General features: G+C 67.7%; 10 protein-coding genes. 3 read left to right on the forward strand and 7 right to left on the reverse strand.

Annotated features, from left to right (window positions below):
- Nucleotides 1-274: 274 nt before the first annotated feature.
- Nucleotides 275-916, reverse strand: a complete 642-nt coding sequence (locus OP79_RS48500; RefSeq protein WP_033329632.1) for a carbonic anhydrase — start codon at nucleotides 914-916, stop codon at nucleotides 275-277.
- A gap of 95 nt (nucleotides 917-1011) precedes the next feature.
- On the opposite strand from OP79_RS48500, the gene OP79_RS50260 reads away from it, so the two are divergent.
- Nucleotides 1012-1254 carry a hypothetical protein gene (locus tag OP79_RS50260; RefSeq protein ID WP_245685753.1) on the forward strand — a complete coding sequence of 81 codons (243 nt, stop codon included), beginning with the start codon at nucleotides 1012-1014 and terminating at the stop codon, nucleotides 1252-1254.
- 424 nt (nucleotides 1255-1678) lie between these two features.
- A complete protein-coding gene (locus OP79_RS48510) occupies nucleotides 1679-1996 on the forward strand; it encodes a hypothetical protein (RefSeq protein WP_033329633.1) in 318 nt (105 codons plus the stop codon).
- On the opposite strand, the gene OP79_RS55845 is transcribed toward OP79_RS48510, so the two are convergent.
- Both OP79_RS55845 and OP79_RS48515 read right to left on the reverse strand, forming a co-directional pair.
- Nucleotides 1958-2170, reverse strand: a complete 213-nt coding sequence (locus tag OP79_RS55845) for a hypothetical protein (RefSeq protein ID WP_157857543.1) — start codon at nucleotides 2168-2170, stop codon at nucleotides 1958-1960. The genes OP79_RS48510 and OP79_RS55845 overlap by 39 nt on opposite strands.
- Nucleotides 2171-2272: 102 nt before the next feature.
- The gene (locus OP79_RS48515) at nucleotides 2273-3661 is read right to left on the reverse strand and encodes a non-reducing end alpha-L-arabinofuranosidase family hydrolase (RefSeq protein WP_033329634.1); all 1389 of its coding nucleotides are present in this window, start codon (nucleotides 3659-3661) and stop codon (nucleotides 2273-2275) included.
- Nucleotides 3662-3778: 117 nt separating this feature from the next.
- On the opposite strand from OP79_RS48515, the gene OP79_RS55850 reads away from it, so the two are divergent.
- Nucleotides 3779-4354: a hypothetical protein gene (locus tag OP79_RS55850; RefSeq protein WP_157857544.1), complete on the forward strand. Its 576-nt coding sequence runs from the start codon at nucleotides 3779-3781 to the stop codon at nucleotides 4352-4354.
- Here OP79_RS55850 and OP79_RS48520 read toward each other — a convergent pair.
- The 4 genes from OP79_RS48520 to OP79_RS48530 form a co-directional block, all read right to left on the reverse strand.
- Nucleotides 4266-5357: an integrase core domain-containing protein gene (locus OP79_RS48520; RefSeq protein WP_033329635.1), complete on the reverse strand. Its 1092-nt coding sequence runs from the start codon at nucleotides 5355-5357 to the stop codon at nucleotides 4266-4268. The two genes, OP79_RS55850 and OP79_RS48520, sit on opposite strands and share 89 nt — an antisense overlap.
- Nucleotides 5358-5534: 177 nt before the next feature.
- Nucleotides 5535-6023, reverse strand: a complete 489-nt coding sequence (locus OP79_RS48525; RefSeq protein ID WP_033329636.1) for a GNAT family N-acetyltransferase — start codon at nucleotides 6021-6023, stop codon at nucleotides 5535-5537.
- A gap of 123 nt (nucleotides 6024-6146) precedes the next feature.
- Nucleotides 6147-6278 carry a hypothetical protein gene (locus OP79_RS58200; RefSeq protein WP_281194639.1) on the reverse strand — a complete coding sequence of 44 codons (132 nt, stop codon included), beginning with the start codon at nucleotides 6276-6278 and terminating at the stop codon, nucleotides 6147-6149.
- Nucleotides 6279-6355: 77 nt separating this feature from the next.
- Complete coding sequence (locus OP79_RS48530; protein WP_033329637.1) at nucleotides 6356-7327, reverse strand: succinylglutamate desuccinylase/aspartoacylase family protein; 972 nt, start codon at nucleotides 7325-7327, stop codon at nucleotides 6356-6358.
- Between the last annotated feature and the right edge of the window lie 76 nt (nucleotides 7328-7403).

The raw sequence follows: 7403 nt of genomic DNA on the forward strand, positions 1-7403 counted from the left end.
CGAGAGATGCAATGGATGGGGCACTGTCATCACACCCCAGGCCCGTCATGAGCTGTGCGCGGCCTGCCAGCACCCCGCCCAGCTACCGCCCGCTGCGGCACCCCCGCAGCGGCCAGCGCTATCGGAAGGCTGACCACCGCGCTTTGCAGCACGGCCTCGCTGGCGCATTACACAGTTCCTGGCCGACAGGAGGCCGCCGCTGCGTACCGTCACCTCAAGCCATGCAGTGACCAACCAGTCACAGGGGGTCGCAACCTTCGCGCTGCCGGGGCGGTCAGGACGCGGCGGGGACCGCCGCATCGAGGCCGCGGCAGGCAACGAGCTGTGCACTGCCGTCGGCCAGGCGATAGCACAGACCCACCACGGCGGCCTGGCCGGCGGCGACCTTCTCGGCGAGTACCCGGGAGCGGTCCAGCAGCAGGTCGACGGTGTGCTGTACGTGCTCGGCGAGGATCGCCTCGGGCTCAACCTGTCCGGCGGCCCGTGCTGCCAGCACGCTGGGGGTCACGCGCTCGACGACGTCCCGGATGTATCCGGCCGGTGTCATGCCGTTCTCCAGGGCGGCGCACGCTGCGCCTACCGCGCCGCACGAGTCGTGGCCGAGGACCACGACCAGCGGGCAGCCCAGGACGTCCACGCCGTACTCGATGCTGCCCAGCACCTCCGGGCCCATGACGTGGCCTGCGGTGCGCACCACGAACAGGTCGCCCAGGCCGCGGTCGAAGATGATCTCGGCGGCCAGCCGGGAGTCGGAGCACCCGAACAGCGCGGCGAAGGGCTGCTGGGATGGTGCGATCTCGGCGCGGCGGGTGGCGTCCTGGTTGGGGTGCTCGGGGGTGCCGGCGACGAAGCGCTGGTTACCGGCCAGCAGCAGCTCGAAGGCGTCGCGGGGCGTCGGGGTCTTGATCTCGGACATGGTCGCAGCCTAGGACCCGGCACCAGCCGTCGCGCCCCGCCTGGTCCTGCCCCGTACGCCGGACCGGTGCGTGGGCGCGGTTCTACGATGCTCGGATGGCTTCCTACGCGAAGGACCCGCGCTGCCTCGCCATGGCTGAGGCCCTGGTCCCGCTGCTGCGCCGCGTCTGTCCCGAGGGCGCTGGCGGCTACGGCGGCTCCTACCAGGTGAACCTGGACGACGAGGAGGCCGTCGGGCTCGGCGGAGTTGAACTGATCAGGGCCGCGATGCGCAAGGCAGCCCGTCAGCTCGACTGGAAGGTCACCACCATCGGGTGGATCGCGGCTTCTCTGGGGTAGCGAGTGCGGCGCGAGGCGAATCATGGGGAATTCGTGCAGCTCAGCGCCGGTGGAACCGACAATACCGAGTGCAACAGGTGTGGTGCTATCGCTGGTTCGGGTGACTCGAGGGCTCTGCGAACTGAGGGGGTGTACTTCCCTCTCGAAGAGAGGGAAGTACACGTGAATGTGGCTCTGGCAAGATTTTCGTAGCCGGAGATCATCTTGGTGCCGTGAGAGGTGCGCCCGCATCACGGCGGCGTAGGTGGGCGATCAGGATGACTCGGTGGCGCAGGAGCGGAATGCCAGCGCGTCCTCCCATGATGCGTTTCTGGAGCTTCACGTCCGTGATGCGGCCTTCATTGACCCCGGAGTTGTATGGGGTGGCGATGCCCTGGGCGACCGCGCGCTGTCCCACCCGTATCCTGGGGGGACGGAGGCTCCTATGACCGGCCAGAGCAGGCGCGTCTACGAGATCCACGTTCCCGTAGGCAAGGACGCGCAGGAGTTGCAGGAAGTCATCTCGTTGATCCTGTGCCCGGTCCCTGACCACGCGCCGCCCTGCCCCGTCCCCTGGGCCACCGCCGCAGTCGGGACGCAGATCAATGTCGGGCTCTACGCCACCGAGGAAGAGGCCAACCGGCTGCTGGTCGAGATCGCCACCGTCGCCAAGGGGGCGAACGTCACCTTGCACCATGACGTGGACCCTGCCGACTATCAGGAGCTAATCCGGCAGTACGAGATCGAAGCCGGTCTCCGCTAGTTTGAGGCGCTGGGCCTCGCCGCCGGAGAGGGCGGGGGCGTCCTCGCCGAGGGTGAGGTAGCCGAGGCCGAGGTCGATCAGGGCCTTCAGGCGGGCGCTGGATCCGCACCCTGTGCGATCCCTGTCGCCATGAAAGAGAGGAACCCCAGCCGACGCGCGGCTGGGGTTCCTCAAGGCGGTGAGTATCGGTCAGCAGGTGGAGTTGCCCACGCCGTAGACAGCTCGTCTACGCGTCGGCGGACCGCACCACATCGCGATCACCGTGGATCAGGCGGGTCAGCGCTGCAGGGTGAGCAGGCCCGGCCGGTACGGCAGTTGCATGTAGCCGGTGCCCGGCGGGATGTCTTTGAGGAGGCCCTGGTAGAGGAACTGCAGGTTGCAGGGATCGATGGTCATGGTCTGGTCGGGGTTGTTGCGGACCAGGTCACCGTGGCTGACGCCCTGGGCCCAGGTGGAACCGCTGTTGGCCTGGCCCGCGAAGGGGATGCTCTCGCTGCCGGCCTGGACGGTCCACGGACCGTTCAAGCTGGAGGCGGTGAACGAGCGGAAGTAGCGGTTCGTACCCTGCGCCTCAACGATCATGAGGTACTGGTTCCGGCCCTGGACCTTGTAGACCTCCGGCGCCTCGAACAGGTTGTCCTTTACGTCGCTCATGACCGTCGTGTACGAGGAGCCGAAGCTGCTGGGGAAGTTCTCGAGCGGCATGCTCGTCCGGTAGATATTGCCGTTGTCACCGGCGAAGAACAGGTACATTTTCTGGTCGTCGGCGATCAGGGTCGCGTCGAGCGGGGCGTCCCTCTGGGTCGGATCGGGGCCCTCGGGGAGGGTGCCGGTGAACAGCGACTGCGGGGCGGACCAGCCGTTGGGGTTGGTGGGGTCGCTGGACGTGCTGTAGAGGAACGCCGGCCACTGGTACACCATCACCCAGATGTTCTTGGTTGAGAGGTAGAACAGTTCGGGCGCCACCGCGGTCTGGTTCATCTTGGTCTGGGTGGCCGCCCCCATGTCCGACCAGTCCGTGAAGGGGCTGAACCCCGTCGAGCCCCACCCACCTGCGTTGGCGGTGGTCGCGTAGACCAGGTGCTTGCCGTTGTACTTCACGGTGGCGAAGTCCTTCAGCGCGAGCTGCTCGTTCGCCGGCTGCGCCAGCGGACCCGTCGAGGTCCACCGGTAGGTCGACGGAAGAGCACACGCGTTGCTCGCCCCGGACAGGCCGGTCCACTTCTGGTTGGCGCCGCCGTGGCACGACCAGATCTGCACCCCCGTGCCGTTGGCCTTGCCCCAGCCCGAGACCTCCAGGCACAGCCCGGACCGCACGCCGACGACCGTGCCGTCGGGGTTCACCCGCCACTGCTGGTTGTCACTGCCATTGCACGTCCAGATCTGCACCGGGGCCCCGGCCGTGGTGGCGCCGCCCCGGACATCCAGGCACTTGTTGCCGTACACGGTCAGCTGGTCGCTGTCCGTCAACGTCCACTGCTGGTTGATTCCACCGTGGCAGTCCCAGATGTGCACGTTCGCGCCGTCGGTCTGGCTGAAGCCCGCCACATCGAGACAGCGGCCGGAATCAACACCGCGCACGTCGCTGGTGGTGGCCGCCTGGGCCGGGCCGGCGACGAGCAGCGCCGCCAGCGCGGCCAGGGCCGCGACCGCGGCGGCGAGCACCGCGGAACATTCACAGGCTGAAACCAGGCGGCTTCAAGTCCCGTGGTTGTACGAGTCTTTGGCGTGAGGGGCAGGTAGCGGTGCGGGCGCGGGCTTGGTGATCCGTCACCTGCTCGGGTGGCGGCGTACACCGTCGTCGGCGGCGATCGGGCGTGTGCCGGGGGGGTGTTGACGGCGACGCCCCGGACCGGGCGGTGGCTGCCTACCTCGCCGCCCGCGGACCGGATCGGCCGGCATCATCGGCTCGATCCGGTCCCCCATCGCATCAGTGATCAGCAGCCGACAGGCACATCCGGTCGGCTGACCAGCCCATCAAAGAGACACGTCCTAGTCAGCACATCCCTCACCCATGCCGAGACCGGCCTGAACGACTACTTCAACTCCCCCGACTGGGAACCGACGCAGGACCAGCCCGAAGAGGAGCTGGGGACCGACGACGGCGACGCGTCCGACGAAGACGACCTGGGCTGGGACCTGGAGGACGACGGCGACGAGCGGGAAGAGAACTGGGAGGAGACGGCCAGCGGAGACGACGATCCTGATGGCAACCCCGTCGTCCCGGCCACCACCGACACTGCGGATGCCGATAAATCATCCGCCCAGCTCAGGCGGCGCGTTGGTACTCGTGAAGGGTCCCGCCGAGTCGATCTCGTCGATGGACTTCCAGGGGGCCGATCTGCCCTGGTTCGGTGATCGGTGCAGGCAGGGGGCGGAGCGGGGCTGCTTGCCCCAGGGCGCGGTGGGGCCGGTGTCCGTTGTAGAAGGACTCGAACTCGCAGAGCGCGTGCAGGAGGTGGCTCTGGTTCCAGATCAAGGTGCGGTCCAGGAGCTCGCGTCGGCAGGTCTGGATCCAGCGCTCTATGAGGGAGTTCATCCTGGGCACTGGGATTCCGGTGGTGATGACGTTGAGTCCGGCGTCGGCCAGGACGGCGTCGAAGGCCTGCGTGAACTTCGAGTCGCGATCGCGTATCAAGAACCTGGCCTTGCTGCCTGCGTCCTCGAGGTCTATGACGAGGTTCCGCCCGAGCCGCACTACCCACTCGGTGGTGGGGTGTGCGGTGGTGCCGAGGATGCGGATGCGCCGGGTGGCGTGCTCGAGAACGACAAAGACGTACAGGCGGGCACCGGTCAGGGTGCGGACCTCGAAGAGGTCGCAGGCGAGCAGTGCGTCGGCCTGGCCGCGCAGGAAGTCGGCCCAGGTGGTGCTCTGTCTCTCGTGCGCGGGCGGAATGCCGTGCTCCTTCAGGATCTCCCAGACGGTGGAGGCGGCGACCTGAATGCCCAGGGCCGCAAGCTCGCCGTGGATCCGGCGGTACCCCCAGGAGGCATTCTCGCGGGCGAGGCGCAGTACCAGGGTGCGGATCGAGCGGATCGTGGGCGGGCGCCCGCGGCGCTTCGGCACGCAGGTCGCGGCATGGCGCCGCTTGAGCAGATCGCGGTGCCAGCGCAAGATCGTGTCCGGCTGTACCAGCAGCGGAAGCTGTCGCAGCTTGTCTCTCGGGAGGCGGTGGAGCAGGCCGGCGAGGATTACGCGGTCGGTGTTGGTGAACGCGGGCTTGCCGACCTGGCGTTGCAGGACCAGCAGTTGGTGCCGTAGGGCAAGGATCTCGATGTCCTTATCGCGGCCGCTCATGGGCAGCAGACGCAGGAGCGTCAAGGTGTGGGTCGCGGCGAAGTAGGCCAGGCGCAGGAGCACGACGGATCATGATGCCGCCGTCCGCGGTCCACGTGAAGACACCGGGACGAGCGGCGGGTGCACCCCGAGACAGTGATCAAGGCCGTGACCTGGCCGGATGAATTATCGGCACCCGCAGACCGACTCGGAAGAAGCCTGTCTCCGACTGGACGAAGAAGCAGACGCCCACCGTCTGATCTAGCGTTGCACCCTCTTAGATAGGTACATTGACGACACGTCGTAACCATTGCGTTGATACATGGCAATGGCTGCCTCATTGCCCCCGACGACGTTCAAATTGAGCGACGTCTTGCCCTCGCGGGAAACGAGCTCCTCGGCGGCGTCGAGGATCGCGGATCCGTATCCGCGGCGCCGGAACGGGGCGAAGACGTTGATGTCGTAGAGCCAAGCTGAGCTAGTGGTGCCCGAAGCTTGGCGCGGATCCGGACCGATCCAAGCGTTCCCCACAATCTCGCCTGAACCGTTCTCCGCCACCACGAGATGATGACCAGCTGTGTCGAGCCCGTCCGGGAGGAACTGAGCGGTGCCCTGTCGGGTCCGCTCCCGTGCCAGCTCTTGGGGCATGAACTTACTGAGTTCACGGGTCGCCTCAGCTTCACGATGCTCAGTCGCCGCGTCGTACTCCGACAGCGTCATTTTCCGCAAGGTCACCTTCTGCGCGTCCATGCCGCCATCTTCAACTGGTCACTGGTGACAGAGACACCGAGTTTCCAAGCCCGACACGCGCAACCTGGTCGATTACATCGCGCGGCCGACCATGCGATCACCGGAGCTCAGGATCAAAAACACTCACTTACCCGAACCGGACGACACGCGGCTGGTGCCGGTGCCGCAGGCGGCGAGCGAAGGCACGGCGGCGAGGGCGGCGAGGCCGCCTGCTCCGCGCAGGAGCGCTCTACGACCGATCTGGGCATTAGTCATGACAAATCTCCTGGAAGTAGGGCATGGGGACCAGCTCAGTGGGATGGGGGCGGTTCAGTGGGCGGGTAGGAGGCCCGTCAGTCGTGGGGGGTGGCGATGGCGGCGAGGTGCGTGCCGGGGCGGACGGAGAGCCCGTTCATGCAGTAGATGATCGTTCCGGTGGAGACGGCGGCAACCTTGTGCTCGGCGCCGTCGACCGGGTCGATGATGCGGCCGATGGTCTGCCCCTCGGTCACCTCGTCACCGGTGGCCGCGTCCGGGTACCAGAGGCCTGCGACCGCAGACTCGACCTCGCCGGTCCAGATCCAGTCGCGCGGCTGCACGGTCACCGGTGCGAGGTGCTGCGGCGCCTCGATGACGCCGAGGTGGTGCAGGAGCCGGTACAGCGCGTCGAGCAGCCTGCGCACGGTGGCGGGGTCACGGTCGCCGAGTTGCCCGGTCTCGACGAGGATGGCGGGGACACCCTGCCGGTTCGCCGCGGCGTGGCTGTTGCCGCCGTCCGGGCTGGTGCCGAAGATGACTCGCTCGTATCCGACCGCGTGGGCCATCGCCTTGATCTTCCCACCCAGCTCGTCGTCGGAGGTCAGCCGGTAGCCGACGAAGTCGAGCAGATGCTGGTCGATGCCGCCGCTGTGCAGGTCCACGTAGGAGTCGGCGCCGTCGATCAGGTGCTCGAACAGCCAGGCCGCCATCCGGTCGGTGGGGCCGCCGTCCTTGTCGCCGGGGAACACGCGGTTGATGTTCACGCCGTCCAGCGGGGAGATGTTGAGCCTGCCCCCGTAGACGGCCGGGGGGTTGGCCACGGGGCAGATCACCACCTGGCCGGCGACCTCGTCCGGTTCCAGCAGCCCGGCCAGGCGGGTGGCGGCGTCGACGCCGATGAACTCGCCGCCGTGGACGCCACCGGTGATCACGACCCGGGGGCCGGGTCGGGATCCGTTGACGAGGATCAGGGGCACCTCCACTGTCGTGGTGCCGAGGTCGGCGGGCAGGCTCCCGCGGGTTTTCTGGCCGGGCTCGGCCCGCAGCGGGCCGATGGTCAGCGTCATGGCTTTCCTCGTTCGGGCTCAGGCCGCGGTGCGGCCGTTTGTGGTGATGAAGTCGATCGGCTGGGTGGTGCGGCCT

The organism is Streptomyces yerevanensis, from assembly GCF_000716805.1.
GTDB classification, from domain to species: Bacteria; Actinomycetota; Actinomycetes; order Streptomycetales; family Streptomycetaceae; genus Streptomyces; species Streptomyces flaveus.

Coding starts and splice junctions, on each gene's coding strand:
- OP79_RS50260 (WP_245685753.1), top strand. CDS start 1,012: ATGGCTTCCTACGCGAAGGACCCGCGCTGCCTCGCCATGGCTGAGGCC.
- OP79_RS48530 (WP_033329637.1), bottom strand. CDS start 7,327: ATGACGCTGACCATCGGCCCGCTGCGGGCCGAGCCCGGCCAGAAAACC.
- OP79_RS48525 (WP_033329636.1), bottom strand. CDS start 6,023: ATGGACGCGCAGAAGGTGACCTTGCGGAAAATGACGCTGTCGGAGTAC.
- OP79_RS58200 (WP_281194639.1), bottom strand. CDS start 6,278: ATGACTAATGCCCAGATCGGTCGTAGAGCGCTCCTGCGCGGAGCAGGC.
- OP79_RS48510 (WP_033329633.1), top strand. CDS start 1,679: ATGACCGGCCAGAGCAGGCGCGTCTACGAGATCCACGTTCCCGTAGGC.
- OP79_RS48500 (WP_033329632.1), bottom strand. CDS start 916: ATGTCCGAGATCAAGACCCCGACGCCCCGCGACGCCTTCGAGCTGCTG.